Annotated in this window: 21 protein-coding genes; 6 read left to right on the forward strand and 15 right to left on the reverse strand. The window is 59.8% G+C overall.

Annotation, left to right across the window (positions count from 1 at the left end; translation table 11 throughout):
• Positions 1-8: 8 nt before the first annotated feature.
• The 6 genes from HHJ17_RS09765 to HHJ17_RS09790 all read right to left on the reverse strand — a co-directional run bounded on the left by HHJ17_RS09765 (position 9) and on the right by HHJ17_RS09790 (position 6,951).
• Positions 9-1,448, reverse strand: coding sequence for an ATP-binding protein (locus tag HHJ17_RS09765; protein ID WP_296505651.1), 1,440 nt, complete (start codon positions 1,446-1,448; stop codon positions 9-11).
• 62 nt (positions 1,449-1,510) lie between these two features.
• Entirely contained in the window at positions 1,511-2,620 is a 1,110-nt protein-coding gene (gene gmd, locus HHJ17_RS09770; protein WP_296505652.1) for a GDP-mannose 4,6-dehydratase, read from the reverse strand.
• Positions 2,617-3,600: a GDP-L-fucose synthase gene (locus tag HHJ17_RS09775; protein WP_296505653.1), complete on the reverse strand. Its 984-nt coding sequence runs from the start codon at positions 3,598-3,600 to the stop codon at positions 2,617-2,619. Before HHJ17_RS09775 ends, gmd begins: the two co-directional genes overlap by 4 nt.
• Positions 3,597-3,998 carry a MarR family EPS-associated transcriptional regulator gene (locus HHJ17_RS09780; RefSeq protein ID WP_296505654.1) on the reverse strand — a complete coding sequence of 134 codons (402 nt, stop codon included), beginning with the start codon at positions 3,996-3,998 and terminating at the stop codon, positions 3,597-3,599. Before HHJ17_RS09780 ends, HHJ17_RS09775 begins: the two co-directional genes overlap by 4 nt.
• A gap of 23 nt (positions 3,999-4,021) precedes the next feature.
• On the reverse strand, positions 4,022-4,912 hold the full coding sequence (locus HHJ17_RS09785; RefSeq protein WP_296505655.1) for a Wzz/FepE/Etk N-terminal domain-containing protein: 891 nt from the start codon (positions 4,910-4,912) through the stop codon (positions 4,022-4,024).
• A gap of 41 nt (positions 4,913-4,953) precedes the next feature.
• On the reverse strand, positions 4,954-6,951 hold the full coding sequence (locus HHJ17_RS09790) for an SDR family oxidoreductase (RefSeq protein ID WP_296505656.1): 1,998 nt from the start codon (positions 6,949-6,951) through the stop codon (positions 4,954-4,956).
• Positions 6,952-7,101: 150 nt separating this feature from the next.
• Between HHJ17_RS09790 and HHJ17_RS09795 the strand changes: the two genes are divergently transcribed.
• The 4 genes from HHJ17_RS09795 to HHJ17_RS09810 all read left to right on the forward strand — a co-directional run bounded on the left by HHJ17_RS09795 (position 7,102) and on the right by HHJ17_RS09810 (position 10,508).
• Positions 7,102-7,728 (forward strand): phasin family protein, encoded by a 627-nt coding sequence (locus HHJ17_RS09795; RefSeq protein ID WP_296505657.1) that lies wholly within the window; start codon positions 7,102-7,104, stop codon positions 7,726-7,728.
• A gap of 73 nt (positions 7,729-7,801) precedes the next feature.
• Complete coding sequence (locus tag HHJ17_RS09800) at positions 7,802-9,055, forward strand: patatin-like phospholipase family protein (RefSeq protein WP_296505658.1); 1,254 nt, start codon at positions 7,802-7,804, stop codon at positions 9,053-9,055.
• Positions 9,049-9,711: a TetR/AcrR family transcriptional regulator gene (locus tag HHJ17_RS09805; protein WP_296505659.1), complete on the forward strand. Its 663-nt coding sequence runs from the start codon at positions 9,049-9,051 to the stop codon at positions 9,709-9,711. The genes HHJ17_RS09800 and HHJ17_RS09805 overlap by 7 nt, the downstream gene beginning before the upstream one ends.
• 23 nt (positions 9,712-9,734) lie before the next feature.
• Complete coding sequence (locus tag HHJ17_RS09810) at positions 9,735-10,508, forward strand: hypothetical protein (RefSeq protein WP_296505660.1); 774 nt, start codon at positions 9,735-9,737, stop codon at positions 10,506-10,508.
• A gap of 4 nt (positions 10,509-10,512) precedes the next feature.
• Here the strand turns inward: HHJ17_RS09810 and HHJ17_RS09815 are convergent, their stop codons facing one another.
• Positions 10,513-12,051 carry a wax ester/triacylglycerol synthase family O-acyltransferase gene (locus tag HHJ17_RS09815; RefSeq protein ID WP_296505661.1) on the reverse strand — a complete coding sequence of 513 codons (1,539 nt, stop codon included), beginning with the start codon at positions 12,049-12,051 and terminating at the stop codon, positions 10,513-10,515.
• 138 nt (positions 12,052-12,189) lie between these two features.
• Here HHJ17_RS09815 and HHJ17_RS09820 point away from each other — a divergent pair, with 138 nt between their 5' ends.
• On the forward strand, positions 12,190-12,444 hold the full coding sequence (locus tag HHJ17_RS09820) for an acyl-CoA-binding protein (RefSeq protein ID WP_296500832.1): 255 nt from the start codon (positions 12,190-12,192) through the stop codon (positions 12,442-12,444).
• Between the two features lies 1 nt (position 12,445).
• Here HHJ17_RS09820 and HHJ17_RS09825 read toward each other — a convergent pair whose 3' ends face one another.
• On the reverse strand, positions 12,446-12,748 hold the full coding sequence (locus HHJ17_RS09825) for a polyhydroxyalkanoic acid system family protein (protein ID WP_296505662.1): 303 nt from the start codon (positions 12,746-12,748) through the stop codon (positions 12,446-12,448).
• The gene (locus HHJ17_RS09830; protein ID WP_296505663.1) at positions 12,741-13,823 is read right to left on the reverse strand and encodes an aminopeptidase; all 1,083 of its coding nucleotides are present in this window, start codon (positions 13,821-13,823) and stop codon (positions 12,741-12,743) included. The genes HHJ17_RS09825 and HHJ17_RS09830 overlap by 8 nt, the downstream gene beginning before the upstream one ends.
• A 26-nt stretch (positions 13,824-13,849) precedes the next feature.
• Between HHJ17_RS09830 and HHJ17_RS09835 the strand changes: the two genes are divergently transcribed.
• Positions 13,850-14,176: a DUF1840 domain-containing protein gene (locus HHJ17_RS09835; RefSeq protein WP_296505664.1), complete on the forward strand. Its 327-nt coding sequence runs from the start codon at positions 13,850-13,852 to the stop codon at positions 14,174-14,176.
• On the opposite strand, the gene HHJ17_RS09840 is transcribed toward HHJ17_RS09835, so the two are convergent.
• The 6 genes from HHJ17_RS09840 to HHJ17_RS09865 all read right to left on the reverse strand — a co-directional run bounded on the left by HHJ17_RS09840 (position 14,177) and on the right by HHJ17_RS09865 (position 20,829).
• A complete protein-coding gene (locus HHJ17_RS09840; RefSeq protein ID WP_296505665.1) occupies positions 14,177-15,160 on the reverse strand; it encodes a tripartite tricarboxylate transporter substrate-binding protein in 984 nt (327 codons plus the stop codon).
• Between the two features lie 39 nt (positions 15,161-15,199).
• Positions 15,200-16,456 (reverse strand): AMP-binding protein, encoded by a 1,257-nt coding sequence (locus HHJ17_RS09845; RefSeq protein ID WP_296505666.1) that lies wholly within the window; start codon positions 16,454-16,456, stop codon positions 15,200-15,202.
• A gap of 55 nt (positions 16,457-16,511) precedes the next feature.
• Positions 16,512-17,321 carry an ABC transporter ATP-binding protein gene (locus HHJ17_RS09850; RefSeq protein ID WP_296500819.1) on the reverse strand — a complete coding sequence of 270 codons (810 nt, stop codon included), beginning with the start codon at positions 17,319-17,321 and terminating at the stop codon, positions 16,512-16,514.
• Positions 17,322-17,410: 89 nt separating this feature from the next.
• Positions 17,411-18,742, reverse strand: coding sequence for an ABC transporter substrate-binding protein (locus HHJ17_RS09855; RefSeq protein ID WP_296500817.1), 1,332 nt, complete (start codon positions 18,740-18,742; stop codon positions 17,411-17,413).
• Positions 18,743-18,813: 71 nt separating this feature from the next.
• The gene (locus HHJ17_RS09860) at positions 18,814-19,890 is read right to left on the reverse strand and encodes a branched-chain amino acid ABC transporter permease (protein ID WP_296500816.1); all 1,077 of its coding nucleotides are present in this window, start codon (positions 19,888-19,890) and stop codon (positions 18,814-18,816) included.
• A 9-nt stretch (positions 19,891-19,899) separates the two neighbouring features.
• Positions 19,900-20,829, reverse strand: coding sequence for a branched-chain amino acid ABC transporter permease (locus HHJ17_RS09865; protein WP_296500815.1), 930 nt, complete (start codon positions 20,827-20,829; stop codon positions 19,900-19,902).
• Positions 20,830-20,838: the final 9 nt, after the last annotated feature.

The following is a 20,838-nucleotide window of genomic DNA, read 5'->3' on the forward strand; positions in this document are numbered from 1 at the left end:
GGCTGATTTCATTCAACAACCTCCCAGTAGCCGCCTTTGGCGGGGCCGATGCGGCGCAGTTTGCCTTCAGCACGCAGTTTGCGAACAGCCCGCTCAATGGCGCTGTCTGACTTGTCAAGATGCTGAGCTAGCTCAGGGATGGATGTGCTCGGCGCCGCTGCAAGCTGGCGAAGGATCAGATTTGGCGTTTTCCCCGGCGTTTTCCCCGGCGTTTTCCCCGGCGTTTGCTCCGAAGTGCCGTCGTTTTTTGAACGAGCCAAGGATGCGGGCAGAGCAAAAGTCATGCTCACGAAGTCGTCATTGACCCTCAAGGAGGGGGCCGCAAGACCCGCCTCTTGCATCAAGCCAACAATTTTGAGAGTGCCCCGACCCCAGGTTTCAATCAAACCACGACGGTAAAACACCTTGGCAATCCAGGGGTTCCATGGCTTGGATTCGTGAGGCAGATAGAGTTTTTCAGGGGTCAGCCCAAAATGCAGCTCACCGGGGGAGATGACCTCAAGCCGATCGTCGTACAAAGCCACTGACACCGAGCCTGCGGCACTGGCGTAGTCGCGGTGGATAAAGGCATTGGCCAGTGCTTCGCGTACGGCTTCTACGGGCAGCGCGGGTGTGTCGATGCGGGCCATTTGACCGGGCACAATTTTGCCGGCCACGGGCATCCAGTCAATCAGAAAGCGCTCGGCCCGGCGCATCAGGGCAAAGGCGTTGCCCGCGTATTGCCGGTTGTCCAGGAACTCGTCGCGCGTGGTGCCTTTGAAGCGGGCGACGCGCAGATTAAATTGAGGAAACTCAGGAATGGCGTGATCATCCCGACAAAACAGCGCGATGGCAGCGCGGCTGATTTGGTCGCCCTGTACCAGTAAACCCAAACCTCGCAGCAAGCCCATGGGGTCACGGGTGCCGGGGTCTTCCATGCGGCCGCGTCGTATGGCCTCTTCAATGGTGACCACAAGTTCACGCGGGTCCAATGTGTCGATGCCGCAGCCCACGGCTGCCTGCATTTCCCAGCGGTTAGTGGCGTGCATCGACTCGATGAGTAAGCGCTGATAAGTGGCACGCGGCATGACGCGGGTGGTGTTGAGTACGCGCTCATAAGGTACGCCGCGAAAGGAAATGGGAGTCTGTTCGGCACGCCCGACTTGAACCAGCAGCACTTCCAATCCAGCCTCACTCCCCTCTGCGACCGGGATGCGCTGAAGGTGCGGGAGCAGCGGCGGCTCAAAGCCTTGAAACTCCTGGGCCAACTCTTCCAACGTGCGGTCGGTCACTTTTTGCCCTACCACTTTGCCAGCGGGGGTGACGCCGAACACCACTTGCCCGCCTTGCCCATTGGCCAGCGCGCACAGACTGCGGCAGGCGCGGTCTTTCTCTGCCGTGGACTTTTTGAGTTCCAGCGTCAGGGATTCGCCTGCGGCGATCAGGGTTTGAAGGGCAACGAGCGTCATGAGTTAGTTGCTATTGTTTTAATAGCTATTTGCACATACTAGACGGGGGCTAGGGGCTGATTTCATTCAACGCTCACATTAACGCTGTAGCCGTGCTGCTTGAGCAGTGCATGCTGTTTGGCTTGGGCTAAGTCATTAGCCACCATCTCGGCGCACATTTCTTGCGCAGTAATCTCGGGCACCCAGCCCAGTTTTTGCTTGGCTTTGCTGGGGTCGCCGAGCAGGGTTTCGACTTCGGTGGGGCGGAAATAGCGGGGGTCGATGCGGACAATGGCGGTTTCTTGGGTGGTGCCAGCGATGACGGCATAGGCCACTTCATTGACACCGGTGCCTTCCCAGCGCAGTTGCAGGCCCAGCGCGGTAGCGGTCCACTCGATGAATTGGCGCACGCTGTATTGCACGCCGGTGGCGATGACGAAGTCTTCGGCCGTGTCTTGTTGCAGCATCATCCATTGCATGCGCACGTAGTCTTTGGCGTGGCCCCAGTCGCGCAGGGCATCGATGTTACCCATGTACAGGCAGCTCTCCAGCCCTTGGCTGATGTTGGCCATACCACGGGTGATTTTCCGAGTAACGAAGGTTTCGCCCCGACGCGGGCTTTCGTGGTTAAACAAGATGCCGTTGCAGGCATACATGCCATAGGCTTCGCGGTAGTTGACCGTGATCCAGTAGGCGTACATCTTGGCCACGGCGTAGGGGCTGCGCGGGTAAAACGGGGTGGTTTCGCGCTGCGGGGTTTCTTGCACCAGACCGAACAGTTCGCTGGTAGAGGCTTGGTAGAAGCGGGTTTTCTTCTCCAGTCCCAGGATGCGAATAGCTTCCAAAATGCGCAGGGTGCCCATGCCGTCCACATCGGCGGTGTATTCGGGGCTCTCAAAGCTGACGGCGACGTGGGACTGCGCCCCAAGGTTGTAGATCTCGTCGGGCTGCGTTTCCTGGATGATGCGCGTGAGGTTGCTGCTGTCGCTCAGGTCGCCGTAGTGCAGCTTGAAGCGGGCGTTGTCCACATGCGGGTCTTGGTAGATGTGGTCGACGCGCTGGGTGTTGAACGAGCTGGCACGGCGTTTGATGCCGTGCACGATGTAGCCTTTTTCCAGCAGAAATTCGGCTAGGTAAGAGCCGTCTTGGCCGGTGATGCCAGTGATGAGGGCGGTTTTTGGGGCAGTGGTCATGATGTGGGCAATGCCTGGTTGCTATTCAAAAAATCTTGGTAGGCGACCGGCAAGCCTTCTTGCAGGCTGACCTTGGCTTGCCAACCCAGCGCATTCAAGCGGCTGCTGTCCATCAGCTTGCGCGGGCTGCCGTCTGGTTTAGTCGGGTCAAAGTCAATTTTGCCTTGGTAGCCCACCGCCTGGCTGACGGCTTGGGCGAGCTGGGCGATGGTGATGTCTGAGCCATAGCCCACATTAATGTGGCTTTGCATCGGCTGGGTGTGGGCGCCGTAGGTGGCTGGGGCCAGATTCATCACATGCACGCTGGCGGCGGCCATGTCGTCAACGTACAAAAACTCTCGGCATGGTGTACCGGTGCCCCAGATGGTGACGATGGGGGAGTTGTTGACTTTAGCTTCATGAAAGCGACGTATCAGCGCGGGAATAACGTGGCTATTTTCCGGGTGGTAATTGTCACCGGGTCCATACAGATTAGTGGGCATGACGCTGCGGTAGTCCACGCCGTGGCTGGCGCCGTACTGACGGTTGTAACTCTCACACAGTTTGATACCAGCGATTTTGGCAATGGCGTAAGGCTCGTTGGTGGGCTCTAGCGTGCCGGTGAGCAAGGCAGCCTCCGTCATGGGCTGGGGGGCCAGCTTGGGATAGATGCAGCTGGAGCCTAAAAACAGAAGCTTCTGCACCCCGACGCGCCAGGCTTGATGGATGACGTTGGCCTCCATCATCAGGTTTTGGTAAATGAACTCGGCCGGATAGGTGTTGTTGGCATGAATACCGCCCACTTTGGCTGCGGCCAGATACACCTGGTCTGGTTTTTCGGCATCAAAAAAAGCGCTGACGGCGGCTTGGTTGGTGAGGTCCAACTCCGCATGGGTACGGGTGACGATGTGGGTCTGGCCTTGTTGTTGCAAGGTGCGAATGATGGCTGCGCCGACCATGCCGCGGTGGCCGGCTACATATATTTTGGACTGTGGGGTCATGTGGGATTTTGCGTTTGCGTTTGCGTTTGCGTTTGCGTTTGCGTTTCCGTGCCGTTTTCAGCGACTTCCTGCTGTAACGCTTCAATCTCGGCATTGAGCAGTGCGTATTCTTCTAACTTGCGAGCCAGAAATTGCCCGGTGAGCGCGGTCTTGGCAGCAATGCCGGCGGGCGTGAGCAGGTAGACGTAGGCGAGCTTGCGTTTGCTGCTTTGAAAGTTCTGCATCTTCAGCAAGCCCTTGTCGAGCAGCGCCCGCAGGCAAAAGTTGGTTTTACCGAGACTCACCCCCAAAGCTGCGGCCAAATCGCGTTGGTTGATCTGCGGGTTGGCCTCCAGCAGGCGCAGTACCTTCAGGTGCGTATCCTGGTGGAGCGCGGGCGATAACACATGTTCAATCATTGAACAAATGGTATCACGGACCACTAAACCCGCTGTTTAAATCCTATTGCAGCACGCAGCTTGGCTTGTTTTTCTGCCGTTTCCGGATCAAGCGCCGCATTCTTCCAAGCCTGGCGCATGAACACCCACAGCAGCAGCGCAAAGCCACTGCCCAGCGCAGCCAGAACGGCAATCCAACTCTTTTTCGGGGCAACTGGTTCAGTAGACAAGGTCGGCGGCTGCATGACAACATCGCGCGCCAAACCCTGCAATGATCGAGGAATACTCAGCACATCCGCCTGATAACGCGCCTGCAACTCACCCACAGCGACAATGCTGGTGTTTGCCCCGCCTAAGGTGAGAGGCTTATTGAGGACGGCTGAATCCTCTCCAGTCAGACGATCCAGAAGACGACGCACAGACTCCAGCGAAACTTTAGCCTGAATAAGGCGAACTTCCAGGTCGGCGCGATCTTTTTCTCCTGGTATCGTGCTTTTTAGCCAGTTGTCGATAACAGCATTGGCTATTTTCTGCGCTTCTAACGGCGTGTTGGCTGTAGTGTCAAGACGCAACAAACCGTCTTTACCGACTGTCGCCTTGATCTGACTGGCAAGCGTGGCGCGTGCGCGTTCAATTGTGTGTCCTGCAGACAAACTGAGCGACTGAATTACGGGATCCAGCACCAATGGCGAAACCATCATTGCAGCCGCCTGCGCAGGTGTTGGTGTTGGTGTTGGTGTTGGTGTTGGTGTTGGTGTTGGTGTTGACGTTGGCAGCGCCAAAATCGCCTGACTGGTAAAACTCTGTGGTAAGGCATAGCCTATTGCCAATGCCAGCAATCCAACCACAATAGGCCCCAAAATCAACAACTTGAGGTTTTCAGCGACTACAAGCAGCAGGTCCAGCAGGCTGACTTCGTTTTCTTCGATATCCATATTATTTAGTTATTCCCTTTGTTTTGATTCTAACAATCGGGTCAAAAATGAATCCCCCGCATCATCTGCTGCAGCGCAACCGCCTCCGGCGACAGCTGCTGCTTGACGGGCTTCTCCTCCGGCTTACCCCCTTTGGCCGCGCCCGAGTCCGGGAACATGCGAAAACTGGTATTCATGGCGATTTGCGCAAAACGCGGCAACACGGCGTGCAACAGTTGCCCGGCGGTACCCAGACGGGTGGCGATGCGCACCGGCTTGAAAATGCAGGCTTGGGCCACCAGATCGGCCGCTTCTTCGGGTGACAGTGTCGGCACGTTGTTGTACAGGCCAGTGGGCGCGATCATGGGGGTGCGCACCAGCGGCATGTTGATGGTGGTGAAGGACACGCCCTGATCGGCAAACTCGCTGGCGGCACAGCGTGTCCAAGCGTCCAGCGCGGCCTTGGAGGCGACATAGGCGCTGAAACGCGGCGCGTTGGTGAGAACGCCAATCGAGCTGATATTGACCACATGACCGTTTTTCTTGGCCGTCATGCTGGGCAGCAAGCCCATGGTGACCCGCAGGCTGCCAAAATAGTTCAGCTGCATGGTGCGCTCAAAATCATGAAAACGGTCATAGCTTGATTCGATGGCGCGGCGGATGGAGCGGCCGGCGTTGTTGATCAAGAAGTCCACACTGCCATGATCAACAAGGAGTTGCGTCAAAAAACGGTCGCAGTCCGCCATGTCGGCAATGTCCGCCGGGTAGGCGACAAAACTGTAGCCTTTGGCCCGGGCCTGCTTGCAGGCTTCTTCCAGCTTGTCCACATCGCGACCGCAAATGAGAACGGTGGCACCGGCCTCGGCAAACTTGTGCGCAGTCGCCAGGCCAATACCCGATGAGCCACCAGTCACCAACACCACTTTGCCCGCCACCGTGCCGCGCAACGAACGGTCGATGTGCAGATCGGGGTCAAGGTGACGCTCCCAGTAATCCCACAGGCGCCAGGCGTAATCTTTCAGATTGGGGCATGCCACCCCCGTGCCTTTCAGTGAGGCGAGGGCTTCGCGGCAATCAAACCGCGTGGGGTAGTTGACAAACGTGAGCATGTCGTCCGGCAGGCCCAGGTCTTTCATGATGGCGTTGCGCACCCGGCGCACCGGCGCCAGCGCCATCAGGCCCTTGGTTACGCTGCGCGGGATAAACCCGAACAAGGCCGCGTTGATGAACAGGTTCATCTTGGGCGCATGCGCCGCTTTGCTGAAAATATCGAGCACATCGCCCACGCGGTAGCCCACCGGATCCACCAGGTGAAAGCATTTTTTTGCGATCCCGTCCTGATGACTGATAACGTCCAGCGCAACCACCACAAAGTCCACCGGCACAATATTGATGCGCCCGCCCTCCAGGCCAATCGAGGGCAACCAGGGCGGCAGCAACTGGCGCATGCGCTGGATCAGCTTGAAGAAATAGTAGGGGCCATCCACCTTGTCCATTTCACCCGTGGTGCTGTCGCCCACCACCATGGCGGGGCGGTACACCGACCAGGGCACCTTGCATTCCTGGCGCACGATTTTTTCGCTTTCGTGCTTGGTCATGAAATAGGGGTGCTCGTAGTGTTCAGCCTCGTCAAACATGTCCTCGCGGAACACGCCCTCATACAGGCCGGCGGCGGCAATCGAACTGACGTGGTGAAAATGCCCGGCGTCGATGGCTTTGGCCAACTCCACCGCGTGGCGGGTACCGTCGATGTTGGCGGCAATCTGGCGGGCCTCGTCCGCGCCCAGGTCATAGACCGCCGCCAGATGATAAAAATGGTCAATCTGGCCCTTGAGCATTTTTATGCCGTCGGCCGACACTCCTAGTTTTTTGCTGGTGAGGTCGCCAAACACCGGCACCACCCGCGCCGCAATGGTGCCCCAGTAATGCCGCAAGGCCGCCACCTTGCCCTCACTCTCCCTGCGAATCAGAAAGTAGACCACCGAGTCTTCGCGCTCCAGCAGTTTTTTGACGAGCCGTTTGCCAATGAAGCCGGTGGCCCCGGTAACGAAATACTGCATGAAAATCTCCGGTTAGATGGCGCTAAAAATTAGGATACCCCACCTACACGGCGACGCAACCACCCCGTAAAGTACACCGCATGCACCGCGCTGCATTTGCTCCGCAGCAAATAACAGTGTGCAAATTACTCAATTTATCTGGAGTTCATCATGGTCAAAAAGTTGCGCAAAATCAATCCATCGAAAGAAGCCGACGCGCCGTTGACGGGCTCGGTGAAAGACTCGGCCCAGCAAATCTGGCAAGCCGGTCTGGGCGCGTTCAACAAGGCCCAGGCCGAGGGCTCCAAGGCATTTGAGGCCCTCGTCAAGGAGGGGGTGAGCCTGCAGCGCAAAACGCAATCCGCAGCCGAAGAGAAAATCTCGGAAGCCACCAGCAAAATGTCCAGCATGGCCAATGACATTTCCTCCAAGGCGTCTGGCCAGTGGGACAAGCTGGAAAGCATTTTTGAAGATCGGGTGGCCAAGGTGCTGAACAAGCTGGGCGTGCCCTCCGCCATGGACGTCAATGCCCTGATCGCCCGCATTGACGAGCTGAACAAGAGCGTTAAAAAACTGTCGGCCAAAGAGGCGGCACCGAAAGCCGCGGCCAAAACGGCGTCAAAAACCGCGACCAAGGTTGCCCCCAAAGCCCCGGCCAAAAAAACGGCTAAGACTGCGGTGAAGCCGGTGCTCAAGGCGGCGCCCAAAACAGCGCCCGCACCTGCAACAAAGCCAGCCGTCAAACGCGCACCCGCCCGTAAAACAGCAGCCGTGGCGCTGGAGGCCACGCCGGATTAATATCGCGCCACCGTGAGTGGCCTTGCTGCATCGCAACAACTTTTTTGGGGCATCCGCTCTACACTTTGCGCTTATGACGCGTCAACCCACACGCCGACCCAAAATTGCCTTGGCCTTGTCGGGTGGCGGTCCCTTGGGTGCCATTTACGAAGTGGGGGCGCTGTGCGCGCTGCAAGAGTCGCTGAACGGCATCGACTTCACCCAGTTGCAACACTATGTGGGCGTCTCCGCGGGCGGCTTCATTGCCGCGGGATTGGCCAATGGCATCACACCCCGGCAACTGTGTGCGTCCTTTATCGAAAACGACAACGAGCCCTCCGAGACCTTCGATCCCTCTTGGTTGCTGGCCCCGGCTTATGGTGAATTTGCGCGCCGGGCCATCCAGCTGCCGAGCTTGTTCGTCTCTGCCTTGTGGCATCTCTCGGCAGGGCGCCAGTCATTCGTTCACGCGCTGGAGCGCTTGGGCCCGGCCCTGCCCACTGGCCTGTTTTCCAACGAGCAGATTGATGTTGAGTTGGGCCGTTTGTTTTCGCAAGACGGGCGCACCAATGACTTCCGTCAGCTCAAGACCCAGTTGACGCTGGTGGCCACCAATCTGGACAGTGGCGAAGCCGTGCCCTTTGGCCGCCCCGGCTGGGACCATGTGCCGATCTCCAAAGCGGTACAAGCCAGTTCCGCCCTGCCCGGCCTGTTTCCACCGGTGGAAATTGAGGGCAGCTACTATGTCGATGGCGCCCTGAAGAAGACCATGCACGCCTCCGTCGCCCTGGACCAGGGCATGGACCTGATGCTGTGCCTGAACCCGCTGGTGCCGTTTGATGCCACGGTATCGGCAGCCCCCAAAGTCATGCAGCGCGGCCTGTCGGCCGAGCAACAGCACATTCCGCACATTGTGGATGGCGGTTTGCCAGCGGTGCTGAGTCAGACCTTCCGCTCCATGATTCATTCGCGCATGGTGCTCGGCATCAAGCAATACGAGCGCAACTATCCGAAGACCGACATCATCCTGATTGAGCCCGATCACCGCGACCCCGAGCTGTACCTGGCCAACACCTTCAGCTACGCGCAGCGCCGCCACTTGGCCGAACACGCCTACCAGCAAACGCGCCAGATGCTGCGCTCGCGCAAAACCGGTCTCTCGGCCAAATTGTGGCGCCATGGCATCACCTTGCACCATGATGCGTTAGACGACCCCACGCGCCACCTCTGTGCGCCCGCCAAGGCGCCCACCCAAGTCGGGCAAGCGATTGCCACGCTGCAGGAAATCATGGTTGATCTAGGCCACATCGTCAATTCAGCGGCGCACAAGGAAAAAAACACATGGTGAAAAAAGCGCCCCGGCGCACCGCCGAACGGATTCTGGAAGTCACCCTCGATCTGTTCAATCGCTTTGGCGAACCCAATGTCTCCACCACCTTGATCTCCGCCGAACTGGGCATCAGCCCGGGCAATCTTTACTACCACTACCCCGCCAAAGACGAACTCATCAACTCGCTGTTTGACCGCTACGAGCAGGCCCTGAATGAGCTGCTGAATGCCAGCGACGGCGTGCGCGACGTGGAGGACGCCTGGTTCTTTATGCACACGCTGTTTGAGTTGATCTGGCAGTACCGCTTTTTGTACCGCGACCTGAACGATCTGCTGAGCAAAAACCGGCGACTGGAAACCCATTTCCAGTCCGTCCTGAAAAACAAAACCCGTGCCGTGCGCGCCCTGCTGGACGGCATGAGCCGCACGGGCGCCGTGCGCATCGATTCGCGCGAGGTCGAGGCCACCGCCACCAGCATGGTGGTGGTGCTGACCTACTGGCTGAGTTTTGAATATGTGCGCGACCCGCGCCGCGCCCTGGAGCCGGAAAACGCACAAGCCGCCCTGCTGCGCGGTGCGCAACATGTCTTGAACCTGCTGGTGCCCTATCTGGAACAGGGCCAGCGCCTGCACCTGCTGAAGCTGGTGGGCGCCTACAATAATGTTAACAATTAAAAAGTCAGGCAGAGGAAACAACAATGGCCAAATGGACCGCTTTTCCCTATGTGGGCGACTATGTATTTGATGCGGCCAGTGTCAAAAACAACTGGGCGCGTCTGCATGCGGGCGACGCCGAGCCGCTGCCCCAAGACGGCAAAGTACTGCAAGCCTGGGCCCTGTTTCACAGCGGCGAATTCCAGAAAGCCGTCGACATGGGACTCCAGATTGGCGGCGCCGGTCTGACCGTGGCCAACAAGTCTTCCTGCATCTACGCCACATACCTTGAAAAGAAAGAACGCGCCCGCCTCGACCTGTACATGGAGGTCGCCCGCCGCGCCGAGCGCCAAACCCAGGACGACCCGGGCAACGTCAACGCCCATTACTGGCAAGCCTACGCCTTGGGCCGCTACAGCCAAGGCATCAGCGTTGCCAAGGCCTTGGCCCAGGGCCTGGGCACCAAGGTCAAGGAATCGCTGGAAACCGTGATCCAACTGGAGCCCAAACACGCCGATGCCCACATGGCGCTGGGCGCGTTTCACGCCGAGGTCATCGACAAGGTCGGCTCGCTGATTGGCGGCATGACCTACGGGGCCAAGAAAGACACCGGCCTGCGGCTGCTCCAGGAGGCCCTCCAACTGAACTTTCAGTCGGCCATTGGCATGATCGAATACGCCAATGCCATGGTGATGCTCGACGGCGAGAAGATGATGAAAGAGGCGACCCGGCTGTACCAGCTGGCGGCAGCCGCCAAGCCGATGGATGCGATGGAACGGCTGGATGTTGAAATGGCCAAGGTCGAACTGGAAGATTGATTCATCATTCACCCCACGGCAGCATCAGCGCCAGCAAAGTCAGCTTGGCGAATTCGGGTTCAAACTTCTCAATGATTTTTTGGGGATCGGGGCACAGCGTGGCATCGCTGATCACGCCAAACTGCACGCCTCCGCCGTAACTCAAAATGGAGACCCCCAGGCCCACGGTACCGGACTGGGGCACCCACACCAGATCTTGCTCCAGCGTGGCGCCACAAAACTTGAGCTTTTCGCGCGGGCCCGGCACATTGGTCATGACGGCGGTGGTTTTCCGGGAAAACAAACTGAGCATGGCGTCTTGCGCCGGCTTGACCAGCAGCCCGGCGACCGCCAGCAGGCCGAATGTCAGCAGCGGCTGCAGGCTGCCTTTCATCTCGCCCATGCGACGGCGCACTTCATACACCCGTTCCACCGGGTTCGCCAAGCCCAGCGGCAAGACCACGGGCGCCAGGCCAAACCGGTTGCCGAGTTGGTAAGCCTCTTCAATCGGGCGCAGGTTCACCGGCACCATGGCCCGGATTTCTTTGCCGGCGGTGTCATCGCCCAAAGCGTGGAGGTAGCCGCCAAGGGCGCCCGCCACGCAACTCAGCAACACATCGTTGATGGAGCAGTTCAAGGCCCGCCCAATGGCCTTCACTTCGTCCAGCGGAATCGGCTGGCACCACGCCACCCGCTTGGTCGTGCCGGGCATGCCTTTGAGCCGGGTCGGTGAGTCGTCGGCCATCAGGGCCAGTGCGCCCGCATCCCGCATCGCCTGGTACGCCACCCGGGCCAGTTCGGCAGAACCGGTCAGGCCTTTGCCGACCAGCTTCTCGATGCCTTTTTTCGGCGCGCGCAGCATCGCCAGGGCGCTGGCGGCCCCGTCCCCGGCGGCCTCAAGGGTAGTCACCGCCACAGTTGTGAACGGTTTGAGCAGCGTGTCCGTGAGCCAGGCCCCGACACCGTCCAGCCCCTCCTCCGGCGAGGCTTTGGGCGGCGGTGGCCCCTCTCCACCGTCCACCATCGACTGCGTGACGACGATCAAGGCGATGCCATCGGCAATGCAATGGTGAATACGCGCCATCAGCGCCGAGCCGCCCTGGTAATGCTCGACCAGATGAAACTGCCACAGCGGATGCTGCATGTCGAGCGGCTGCACGGCGAGCTCGCCCAAACGGGCCTGCAAGGCCTGTTGTTCGTGCCCTTTTGAGGTGGCCGGCAGCGTCTCACGCACCACATGGCGCTCGATGTTGAAGTCGGTGTCGGTGACCCAGGTGGCGCCGGTGGCGTCCAGCTCGACCCGCTGGCCGAAGCGCGGGTATTGCAGCAGGCGCTCTTCGATGCGCTGGCTCACCGCCGGGTAACTGACACCGGGCTTGATGATCCACACGCCCAGGATCATCATCAAATTCATCGGAGAATCCATGCGCAACCAGGCGGTATCGACCCGGCTCATGCGCTCGCGCGTCACCGCCGGCGTGCGGCTGGCCGCGTCGGTCTTCTGGCGCGCGGGCTGTTGGATGGGCTTTTGAGCGGCTTTTTTGGCCGGGATTCGGGTCACCATAGAGTCTCCAGAGCGACAAACAAGTGGCGCAAAGACAGTTCTTGAGGAAGTTTCCCTATTTTGGCGGCAAAACGGCCCGTAAGATACTGCGCAAATACCCCATGTGTGTGCGGTATCTCACCTTATCTGGAGAAAACCATGTCTGACCTGAAAACAAAATTTGAAGCTGCGGTGGCCGAGTCAAAAAACCTGAGCGAACGCCCCGACAACGCCACGCTGCTCAAAATTTATGCGCTGTACAAGCAGGCCAGCGTTGGCGACAACACCGACCCCAAACCCGGTTTCAGCGACATGGTGGGGCGCGCCAAATGGGAGGCCTGGAATGGACTCAAAGGAACAGCCAGCACCGACGCCATGCAGCAGTACATTGACCTGATTGAATCCCTGAGCTGAATCACCACGGCGAGGCGGGCTTGAGCAAGTCGTCCAGATTTTTCACGATTTCAGTCTCGATCCGGGCTTTGAACGCGCCCAGCAAAAAGCCGAGCTTGGCGTTGAGTTCGAACTTGTTCCTGGTGACCGACAAGGTGCCCTGAACACCGGAGCGTGTGAAACACACTTCATCCAACGCTTTGCCTTCCTCGTAGGTGCAGGTCATGCCAAATTCCTGTTCAGCCTGTTCGGCCCAGGAGAAGGCGATTTTTCGCGCCGCCGGCAGGCCGAGCGTGTGTTCACGCAGGATATGAAGATCAGCCACTTAAATTCTCCGTTGAAATTTGTTTCAGGGCCCGGGCCCGCTCCGCGGCCGGCAGGTGCGCCAGCCGCCTGACCGCATCATAAAACCGTCGCCAGTCTTGCCCTTCGCGGGCAAACAAGGCTTCGAAAGCGGGCACCCCTTCGTCATAGGCGGCCTGGGCGCCAAACGAGGCATTGTTGGCCCCGGCGACCCAGGCGTCATAACCACTGTAGCCACCCCAGCTGACTTTGAGCCGCGCATAGTCTTCACGGAAGTTGTTCATTGCTACTATTTTCATAGCTACTTGCGCAGGCAGATCGGGGGCTAGAGGCTCATTTTCCTTGTAAATTGCGGCCAACCGGGTGCGCGTGGCCTGCGTCAGCGCGCGAAACTGGCGCCGCCGGGCGTCGAACGTGGCGTACTCTTGTTGCGCCGCCGCCGAGCCCTGCGTGGCGAGCCAACGCTCGCCGCCCAGCCGCTCCACCGCCGTGGCAAAAGACTCGTTGAACACGGTGTCGTCTTTGACATACAGCACCTGATGCGCCAGCTCATGAAAAATCATGCGCGCCAACTCGCCTTCCGGGTAGTTGATGAAGGTATTGAGCAGCGGGTCACCACCCAGCCAATTCAGCCAGCCCAGCGTGGAATAGGCCGGCACGCCGTAGACGCTGACCTCCAGCCCCTCCTGCGCCAGCAGCTGCGCCTGTTCACGCGCGTCGGCCTCACGGAAATAGCCGCGGTAACCGACGCAGCCGGTCACCGGAAAACACCAGGTTTTGAGGGTGAGCGAAAACTCGGGCGCCGCCACCACATTCCAGACGACGGCGCGGCGCTGCAAATCGGCGTAGCGCTGGTAGCTGGCGTTATCGGGCAATTGGAGCTCGGTCACGGCAAAGCGGCGAATGCGCTGGGCCAACGCAAGGCGCTGCTTCAAGGCCGGAGCGACCTGCTCATCGGCCAGCCACTGCGCCACCGGCCGGGACGCTTGCATCATGTGCAAGTGACCGCCCGCGGATTGCAGGTAATAGCGGGTATCAGCGCACGCCGTGAGCAAGCAGAACAGGATCAGGCCGACAAAAATTTGGGCAGTGCGCATCGAGTTGCAGTTTACGATGTAGCCCTATGCTCTACAAATTCAAATCCAAATCCACCGGTGATGTCATCATGCTGCAGCCCAATGGACAGCGTGTGCTGGAGATCATCGGCAAAGACACCCAGACCGGCACGGGCATCATCCTGCCCGACCAGATGCCGGCGGCGATTGCGGCACTGGAAGCCGCCATTGCCCAAGAGGACGCCGATCGAGCGGCGGCCGTGGCAGAGGCGCAAGGCCGCAAGGAGCCCCCACCTCATTTTGAGGCTGTCTCACTGCGCCAGCGCGCCCTGCCCTTTATCGAGATGCTGCGCCGCTGCCAGAAAGACGGCCACGAGGTCGTCTGGGGGGTGTAATCAGTCGGCGAACTTGCCCGCCGCTTCGATCAGCGGCTTGAACTTGGCAATTTCAGCCGCGACGAAGGCCTTGTGGCCGGCCGGCTCCATGCGCGAGTCGGTCACGACGAGGGCGCCCAGCGCTTCCTGCTTCCGGATGAATTCCGGGTTTTTCAAGGCCCGCTTCAAGGCCTCATTGAGTTGCTTGAGCACCGGCGCCGGGGTGCCCTTGGGCGCATACAGGCCGTGCCAGATCGTCAGCGAGAAACCCTTCAGACCGACCTCCTGCAACGACGGGTAGTCCTTGAGCAAGGGCGGGCTGGCAAGCCGCCCGGCCGTGGTCACCGCAAAGGCCTTGACGCGGCCCGATTCAATCTGGGCCGTGGTGTTGGTGGTCTGGTCGCACAGCACATCGACCTGCCCCGCCACCAGGGCGGTCATGGCCGGCGCCGTGCCGCCAAACGGAATGGTGGTCATGGCCTCTTTGGCGTTGACGGCCGACTGCCACATGAGGCCGCACAGGTGCGAGGCCGAGCCCAGACCGGCGTGCGCAATATTGAGCTTGCCACCGTTGGCCCGGATGTAATTTTCAAAATCGCGGTAGTTCGTGGCCGGCAGCTGCGGCTTGCCGATCAAGGTCATCGGCACGTCGTTGACAATGCCCAGGTACTCAAAGTCGTCCAGTGGTTTGAATTGCAGCTTGCGGTACAGGCTCACCGTGGAGGCCATGCCGATGTGCCAGAGCAGCAGCGTGTGGCCATCCGGGTTGGCCTTGGCCACCTTGGTCGCGCCAATCGTGCCACCGGCACCGTTGACGTTTTCAATCACAAAGTGCCCGCCCGGCAGCGTCTTGCGCAAGGCCGCGGCCAGATCGCGCGCCACCCGGTCGGTTGGGCCACCGGCCGCATAGGGCACCACGATGGCAATCGGCTTGCTGCCGGGGTACCCCTGGGCATTGGCCCACAACCCAGTCACAGCGGCGGCCAGCACCAGTAAACGTTTCACGACAGCACTCCTATTGAATCCGTGCCGCGCGACTATAAATCACTTGTAACTGCGGGCGTCCTCAATCACCTTGCCATCATTGGGCAGGCTGCCGGGCAAGACCAGTTCCACCTGACCGCGCAACTTGGTGACGTCACGGATGGCATCGCCGATTTTGGCCGCCAGTGCATCGGGGCCACCACAGGCGGTCTCGACCTTGAGCGTCATGATGTCATTGGCCATCTCGCCGGTCACCACCAACCGGGCCCGCGCAACTTCGGGAAAGCGGCGGATGATGTCGGCGACCTGGCCGGGGTGCACAAACATGCCGCGGATTTTGGTGGTCTGGTCGGCGCGCCCCATCCAGCCCTTGATGCGGGAATTGGTGCGCCCGGTCGGGCAGGGCCCGCTCAGCAGCGCCGACAGATCGCCGGTGCCAAAACGAATCAAGGGATAGTCGGGGTTCAGCGTCGTCACCACGACCTCGCCCACTTCACCGGGGGCGACCGGGTCGCCGGTGCCGGGCCGCACGATCTCAACGATCACGCCTTCATCAATCACCAGGCCGTCGCGCGCCTGCGTCTCGTAGGCGATCGAGCCCAGGTCGGCCGTGGCATAGCACTGGTACCCCGTGATACCGCGCTCGGCAAACCAGTCGCGCAAGGACGGCGGAAAGGCTTCGCCGCCAAACATGGCTTTCTTCACGCTGGGCAAGGCCACCCCCATCTCGGCCGCCTTGTCCACAATGATTTTCAGAAAGCTCGGCGTGCCAATATAGCCCGCTGGCTGCAGTTCGGCCATGGTCTGCACCTGTTGCTCGGTCTGCCCGGTGCCACCCGGAAACACGGTGCAGCCCAGCGCGTGGGCGCCCGACTCCATCATCGAACCGGCGGGCACAAAGTGGTAGCTGAAGCAGTTGTGAATCAGCTCGCCGGGCCGAAAGCCGGCCGCGAACATGGCGCGGGACATGCGCCAATAATTTCTGGCGGCGCCCTCCGGCTCATAGATCGGGCCGGGACTGGAAAAAATGCGTGGCATGTGGGCACCCAGGCCCACCGCGCTGAAGCCGCCAAACACATCACCTCCGGCGCTGCGGGTGGCCTGCTGGCGTTCCAGCAGTTCATGCTTGCGGATCACCGGCAGTCCGGCCAGCGCCTGCCGACTGCTCACCGCCGCCGGATTAACGTCTTTCAATATTTCGGCAAAGGCCGCCGATGATTTTTTGGCATGGGCCACCTGGCCTGGCAAGGCCGCCATCAGCGCAGCTTCGCGCGCCGTGGTGTCGCGCGTTTCCAGCGCATCGTAATGTTCAGTCATGGTTTTTCCTGTGAGGCCCCAGGTCAGACAGGGCCGAAGCGGGTGTTGAATTTTTTTAGGCCAACCAGCGCTTGCGGCGCTTGTAACTCTTCACATCCTTGAAGCTCTTGCGTTCGCCGCCGCCCACGCCCAGGTAGAACTCCTTGACGTCTTCGTTGTTGGCGAGGTCACTGGCGGCACCGTCCATCACCACGCGACCGGACTCCATGATGTAACCGTAGTCGGCGTATTTCAGGGCCATGTTGGTGTTCTGCTCGGCCAGCAAAAAGGTGACTTTTTCCTTGTGGTTGAGGTCTTTCACAATCTCAAACACTTCTTCCACAATCTGCGGTGCCAGCCCCATGGACGGCTCGTCCAGCAGCACCATGCTGGGGTTGGCCATCAGGGCGCGGCCAATGGCGCACATCTGCTGCTCACCACCCGAGGTGTAGGCGGCCTGACTGGTGCGCCGGGTTTTGAGGCGCGGAAAATAGTTGTAGACCTTTTCCAGATTACGCGCAATCTCGCCTTTGTCCTTGCGGGTGTAGCCGCCGGTCAGCAGGTTTTCTTCGATCGTCAGGTGGGCAAAACAGTGGCGCCCCTCCATCACCTGCACCACGCCACGCTGCACCAGATCCGCCGGCGACAGGTTCTCAATGCGCTCGCCACGCAACTCAATCGAGCCCTTGGTCACCTCGCCACGCTCACCCTTGAGCAGGTTGGAGATGGCGCGCAAGGTGGTGGTCTTGCCCGCGCCGTTGCCGCCCAGAATGGCCACAATCTTGCCTTCCGGCACGCTGAGGGAAACGCCCTTCAGCACCAGGATGACGTGGTTGTAAATGACCTCGATGCCATTCACGTTGAGAACGATGTTTTTGGAGTCCATATAGCCTTGCCTTTACCAATCGGCAGCACTGCGCGCAATGCTGTCGATTGAACTGTCATTGCGGACTTGCGCCCGCAATGACACATCCATTAGGACTGGCAGTCCGCCGGGGCGCGCCGGCTCATCTTCTTGTCGGCCAGATATTTATCCGCGCCGGCCTTGACCATGGGCTTGAGAATCTGCTCGTCAGCCTGGTACCAATCGGCACCCACGTTCCACTTGCTGCCATCCCAGGTTTGCACACGCGCCCAGGTCGAACCCATGTGATCCTGGCAGGAGGTGCTGAGCGGCCGCATGACGCCGGCAAAGCCCAAGGCATCCAGCTTTTTCTGGTCCAGCGCCAGGTTCTCCAGGCCCCAGCGCACTTGCTCGCCGGTCATGACCTTGCCCTTGCCAAAACGCTCCTGCGCGCGGCGCACCGCCTCGACGCCAAGCATCTGGATGATGACGCCCCGGGTGTACAACACCGAACCGACTTCGTCTTTCGGCCCCGTGCCCTGGCCCTTGGCATGCACGGTCTTGAGGATGTCCTGGATCACCTTGGGTTGTTGACCCGACGTGTTCAGGGCCAGCGCGTGGTAACCCTTGGCGCCGTCACCCACGTCCTTCACGTCGGGCTCAGCACCGGCCCACCACACGCCATACATCTTGTCGCGGGGATAACCGGTGGCCTGTGCTTCTTTCAGCGCGGTGGAATTCATCACACCCCAGCCCCACAGCAGCACATAGTCAGGCTTGCTTTGGCGCACCTGCAGCCAAGTGGCTTTTTGCTCCACCCCTGGCGCCGTCACCGGCAGCAACTGCAGGTCAAAGCCGTGCATCTTGGCGCGCTCCTGCAGCGCGGGAATAGGCTCTTTGCCGAACGGGCTGTCGTGGTAGACCAGCGAGATCTTTTTACCCTTGAGCTTGTCGAGGCCACCCAGGCTCTTGCCGATGTGCTGAATCAGGATGTCAGCCCCGGTCCAGTAGCTGCCCATGAGGGGAAAGTTCCACTTGAACGCGGTGCCGTCCTGCGCCACCGACAGACCATAGCCGAGGGTAATCAGCGGGATTTTGTCAACGGGCGCTTTCTCGGTCAGCGCGAACGTGATGCCGGTGGCTTGCGGGTCGAACAAGGCGACACCGGGCTTGCTTTTCAGACGCTCGTAGCACTCGACGCCACGGTCGGTGGCGTAGCCGGTTTCACATTCCTCGAAGGTGAGCTTGACGCCGTTGACGCCACCATCGCGGGCATTGATCATCTTGATGTAATCCTGCTTGCCGTTGGCCCAAGGCACGCCATTGGGTGCGTATGGACCGGTGCGGTAGGACAGCAGCGGGAAGAACTGCTCCTTGGCTTGCGCGAAGGCGTTGCTTGTCACCAAGACAGAGGCGCTAGCAGCCACCAGGGCGCTGGCGAGTACGAGTTTACGAAGCTTCATTGGTCTCTCCTGTTATTGAATATGGAAGCACTGGGAACACGAAAAACAAAGCGAAAAATCAGGGCACTGGATCAATGCGGGAACGGCCACAGACGCAGTTTTTGTTTGGAGATTGCCCACAACTTGGCCAGACCATGCGGCTCCACAATCAGGAACCAGACAATCAGGCCGCCAAACACCATCAACTCCGCATGCGAGACGCCGGCGGTCGATATTTCAATCCCGACCACGCTGGCCAGAACCGGCAAGAACTGGCTCAGGAAAATAGGCAAGAGGACAATGAACGCGGCACCAAAGAAGCTGCCCATGATGGAGCCCATGCCGCCAATAATCACCATGAACAAGAGCTTGAACGACTGGTCGACCGAGAACGCGGCCGGCTCCCAGGCTCCCAGGTAAATGAAAGCCCACAAGGCCCCCGCGATACCCACGATGAAGGAGCTGACGGCAAAGGCGGTGAGCTTGGCGTACATGGGCCGGATGCCGATCACGGCAGCGGCGACGTCCATGTCGCGAATCGCCATCCACTCCCGCCCCACCGCGCCGCGCACCAGGTTTTTGGCCAGCAAGGCAATGATCGCCAGCAAGGAGAGGCAGAACAGGTATTTGGCCAGCGGGCTTTCCAGCGACAGACCGAACACTTGCAGGTTGGACACCGACACCGAGCCCGAGGACGAGTTGTTGGTGAACCATTGAATACGCAAGAACATCCAGTCGGAAAAGAACTGGGCCGCCAGCGTTGCCACCGCCAGGTACAAGCCTTTGACACGCAAGCTGGGCAGACCGAACAAGATGCCGAACAGCATGGCGCAGACCCCGCCCAGAATCAGCGCCACCAGCAAGGGCATGCCCTCGACGCGGACAAAAAAGTTGTAGGCGGCATACGCCCCCACCGCCATGAAAGCCCCGGAGCCCAATGAAATCTGGCCGCAGTAACCCACCAGAATATTGACGCCAATGGCCGCCAGCGAAAAGATCAAAAAGGGAATCAGGATGGCGCGAAAGGTGTAGTCGCTGGCCATGAGGGGCACCGCCAAAAATGCGATGGCCAGCAGCACGAACAGCGCCACGCGGTCTTGCGCAATCGGCAGGATCTGCTGATCCGCGCGGTAGCTTGTTTTGAATTGACCGTTTTCTCTGTAAAACATACTTTTCTTTCAGACGCGATCAATAATTTTTTCGCCAAACAAACCCTGGGGCCGAATCAGCAGGAAGCCCAGCGCCAGCACATAGGCAAACCAGATCTCGATACCGCCGCCGACATAAGGGCCGATGAATACCTCGGACAATTTCTCACCAACGCCAATGATCAGGCCGCCCACGATGGCGCCGGGAACCGAGGTCAAACCACCCAAAATAACCACCGGCAGAGCGCGCATGGCGACCGTGGTGAGCGAAAACTGCACCCCCAGCTTGCTGCCCCAGATCACACCCGCCACCAAAGCAACGACACCCGCGACGCACCACACGATGACCCAGATGCGGTTGAGCGGAATGCCAATACTTTGGGCCGCCTGGTGGTCATCGGCCACCGCACGCAAGGCACGGCCGGTCGCGGTTTTCTGGAAGAACACACTGAGCAGGCCCACCAAAGCGGCGGCAATCAGGGCGGCGTAAAAATCTTCCTTGTTGATCATGATGCCGCCTTCAAAGGCGCTCTCCAGAATCATGACCGGGTCTTTCGGCATGCCAATGTCGATCTTGTAAATGCTGCTGCCAAAGATGCTCTGCCCGAGACCTTCCATGAAGTAGGCAATGCCCAGGGTGGCCATCAGCAAGGTGGTGCCTTCCTGGTTGACCAGATGGCGCAGCACCAGGTTTTCAATGACCCAGGCCACGACAAACATCACCACCGCCGCCCCGACAAAGGCGATCATGTTGGCGGCGATCGGGTTGGTGATGCCGGTGTAGAGCGGCACCCACTCGGAAAAACGGGCCATCGCCAGCGCGGCGAACAACACCATGGCGCCCTGCGCAAAATTGAACACGCCAGAGGCCTTGTAGATCAGCACAAAGCCCAGCGCCACCAGCGAATACAGCATGCCGGCCATCAGGCCGCCCAGCAGTGTTTCAAGAAAAAATGCCATTTTTTTAAT

Origin of the sequence: Rhodoferax sp. (assembly GCF_012927445.1) — a bacterium.
Classification (GTDB): domain Bacteria; phylum Pseudomonadota; class Gammaproteobacteria; order Burkholderiales; family Burkholderiaceae_C; genus Rhodoferax.

Bases quoted from the DNA above. Each gene is read 5' to 3' on its own strand.
- HHJ17_RS09795 (WP_296505657.1), top strand. From the start codon at position 7,102: ATGGTCAAAAAGTTGCGCAAAATCAATCCATCGAAAGAAGCCGACGCG.
- HHJ17_RS09830 (WP_296505663.1), bottom strand. From the start codon at position 13,823: ATGCGCACTGCCCAAATTTTTGTCGGCCTGATCCTGTTCTGCTTGCTC.
- HHJ17_RS09855 (WP_296500817.1), bottom strand. From the start codon at position 18,742: ATGAAGCTTCGTAAACTCGTACTCGCCAGCGCCCTGGTGGCTGCTAGC.
- HHJ17_RS09810 (WP_296505660.1), top strand. From the start codon at position 9,735: ATGGCCAAATGGACCGCTTTTCCCTATGTGGGCGACTATGTATTTGAT.
- HHJ17_RS09860 (WP_296500816.1), bottom strand. From the start codon at position 19,890: ATGTTTTACAGAGAAAACGGTCAATTCAAAACAAGCTACCGCGCGGAT.
- HHJ17_RS09775 (WP_296505653.1), bottom strand. From the start codon at position 3,600: ATGACCCCACAGTCCAAAATATATGTAGCCGGCCACCGCGGCATGGTC.
- HHJ17_RS09820 (WP_296500832.1), top strand. From the start codon at position 12,190: ATGTCTGACCTGAAAACAAAATTTGAAGCTGCGGTGGCCGAGTCAAAA.
- HHJ17_RS09790 (WP_296505656.1), bottom strand. From the start codon at position 6,951: ATGCAGTATTTCGTTACCGGGGCCACCGGCTTCATTGGCAAACGGCTC.
- HHJ17_RS09865 (WP_296500815.1), bottom strand. From the start codon at position 20,829: ATGGCATTTTTTCTTGAAACACTGCTGGGCGGCCTGATGGCCGGCATG.
- HHJ17_RS09845 (WP_296505666.1), bottom strand. From the start codon at position 16,456: ATGACTGAACATTACGATGCGCTGGAAACGCGCGACACCACGGCGCGC.
- HHJ17_RS09850 (WP_296500819.1), bottom strand. From the start codon at position 17,321: ATGGACTCCAAAAACATCGTTCTCAACGTGAATGGCATCGAGGTCATT.
- HHJ17_RS09815 (WP_296505661.1), bottom strand. From the start codon at position 12,051: ATGGTGACCCGAATCCCGGCCAAAAAAGCCGCTCAAAAGCCCATCCAA.
- HHJ17_RS09800 (WP_296505658.1), top strand. From the start codon at position 7,802: ATGACGCGTCAACCCACACGCCGACCCAAAATTGCCTTGGCCTTGTCG.
- HHJ17_RS09835 (WP_296505664.1), top strand. From the start codon at position 13,850: ATGCTCTACAAATTCAAATCCAAATCCACCGGTGATGTCATCATGCTG.
- gmd (WP_296505652.1), bottom strand. From the start codon at position 2,620: ATGACCACTGCCCCAAAAACCGCCCTCATCACTGGCATCACCGGCCAA.
- HHJ17_RS09805 (WP_296505659.1), top strand. From the start codon at position 9,049: ATGGTGAAAAAAGCGCCCCGGCGCACCGCCGAACGGATTCTGGAAGTC.
- HHJ17_RS09765 (WP_296505651.1), bottom strand. From the start codon at position 1,448: ATGACGCTCGTTGCCCTTCAAACCCTGATCGCCGCAGGCGAATCCCTG.
- HHJ17_RS09780 (WP_296505654.1), bottom strand. From the start codon at position 3,998: ATGATTGAACATGTGTTATCGCCCGCGCTCCACCAGGATACGCACCTG.
- HHJ17_RS09785 (WP_296505655.1), bottom strand. From the start codon at position 4,912: ATGGATATCGAAGAAAACGAAGTCAGCCTGCTGGACCTGCTGCTTGTA.